This is a genomic window from Mesorhizobium sp. M7A.F.Ca.CA.001.08.2.1 (assembly GCF_003998455.1).
Classification (GTDB): Bacteria; Pseudomonadota; Alphaproteobacteria; order Rhizobiales; family Rhizobiaceae; genus Mesorhizobium; species Mesorhizobium ciceri.
Map to the genome: position 1 here is coordinate 1 of NZ_RZPW01001042.1, position 1,693 is coordinate 1,693.

Consider the following 1,693-nt stretch of genomic DNA (forward strand, 5'->3'; position numbering starts at 1 on the left):
GCGCCAGTAAAAGAACCGCCAGCCCCGCGGCGAATAGTGATAAACGCGTGCGTTGACATTATGAATTTTGTGGCCCTCCCGCAGCAGTTCGCGCATCAGCAAAGTGCAGGAAACCTTGAAGCCGTTATGTTTTGGAAAAGGATGGCTGAGGATCCACTCGCGTCGAAACGCTACATTGTTGGCGTTGATCGCTCGCTTCGAGGCAAATCGACCGTCTCCACGGGCCATCGGGAAAAACCAGATCAACGCAAAGGTTCTTGAAAAGAAGTCGTCGTATGAAAGGTATGTATATCCGTTTGCGCAGATAACTTCAGAGTTTTCAAAGGGTTCAAGCAGTCCTGATAGCCATCCTGGTTCCGCGACCACGTCGGAATCCAGAAAGATGACGATATCTCCATCCGATGCCAGCATACCGTTGTTCTTCAGGTCGTAATATCGGCCACCAGGGAAAGCTGTGAAGACGAGTTCGGCAACCTGACCGAGCTGCGGGGCCTCATTCGAAATCTCACGACGCAACGCCTCTTTGTCCGACTCTGCTCCGCCGTGAGAGATGACGATCCTTGGTCGCGCTGAACCGGTTGCTGAAACCGATGAGATTTCCCGAGCCAAGGCCTTCATCCCAACGCCGATCTCGTCCCAGTCGATCGACTTTGCATTCTCCATTTCGACGACGAGTGAATAAGTTGCGCGTTCTTCGACCATTTTTGCCCCCCCGAGCCGTCAGTGTGGCTATAGCCGCACTAGCCCGCTGTCAAACAGTCGACGCCATTTACACTGGTTCGCGATCGTCATACAGGGCGACTTTGCTCGGCGGCAAACACACTGTTGCTTGGCGAGTCGGGTCTTTGATCGGTGCGGAAATTACCGTTTCAGCAAGAACACTGCCTGCTGGCCGAAGAAATTCCAGAACCACCACGGCATCGACAAGCCGATCTTCTGGCCGGCGGCGTCGAGGGCGGTTGCCTTCTCGACTGTCGCGCCGAGTTCGTCGCACAGATTGACGAAATCGCGGATGGTGCAGAAGTGGATGTTGGGCGTGTCGTACCAGGAATAGGGCAGGTCCTTGGTCACCGGCATGCGGCCGTTGAGGAACAGCGACAGGCGCACACGCCAATGGCCGAAATTGGGGAAGGAGACGATGGCGCGGTTGCCGATCCTGAGCAGTTCGTCCAGCACCAGCTTGGGGTTGCGGGTGGCCTGCAGCGTCTGCGACAGGACGACGAAGTCAAAGCCCTTGTCGGGATAGAATTCGAGATCCTTGTCGGCATCGCCCTGGATGACCGAGAGGCCGCGCGCCACACATTCGTTGACGCCGCGCTGCGACAGCTCGAGTCCACGGCCGTCGACTTGCTTGGTGTCCTGTAGCAGTTCGAGCAGCGAGCCGTCGCCCGAGCCGACATCGAGCACGCGCGACTGTGGCGGGATGAGGTTGGCGACGACTTCGAGGTCGACGCGCTGGTCGCGGTTGACGCTCATGGCTTCGCCTCCCGCCTGGCGCGTGATCCCGATCGGAAAAGCCTGCAATTTTTCGAGATCATGCGCTCAGCCCTCTCGCCCGGGCCGCCGAGCCGATGAAGCCGTTTATCGCGGCAAACAGTTCCGGCTCGTCGAGCAGGAATGCGTCGTGGCCTCGGTCGGTCTCGATCTCGACGAAGGATACCGATGCGCCGGCGGCGTTGAGCGCATGCACGAT

Annotated in this window: 2 protein-coding genes and 1 pseudogene; all 3 read right to left on the reverse strand. The window is 58.2% G+C overall.

The annotated features are described in order from the left end of the window. Window positions 1-702: glycosyltransferase (locus EN914_RS34505; protein WP_127389643.1), on the reverse strand; the 702-nt coding region annotated here is incomplete at its 3' end. Between the two features lie 159 nt (window positions 703-861). Beyond that, window positions 862-1,476: a methionine biosynthesis protein MetW gene (gene metW, locus EN914_RS34510; protein ID WP_013529385.1), complete on the reverse strand. Its 615-nt coding sequence runs from the start codon at window positions 1,474-1,476 to the stop codon at window positions 862-864. 58 nt (window positions 1,477-1,534) lie between these two features. Further along, window positions 1,535-1,693: pseudogene (metX, locus tag EN914_RS39605) on the reverse strand (homoserine O-acetyltransferase); the annotation flags it as partial.

Bases quoted from the DNA above. Each gene is read 5' to 3' on its own strand.
- metW (WP_013529385.1), bottom strand. From the start codon at position 1,476: ATGAGCGTCAACCGCGACCAGCGCGTCGACCTCGAAGTCGTCGCCAAC.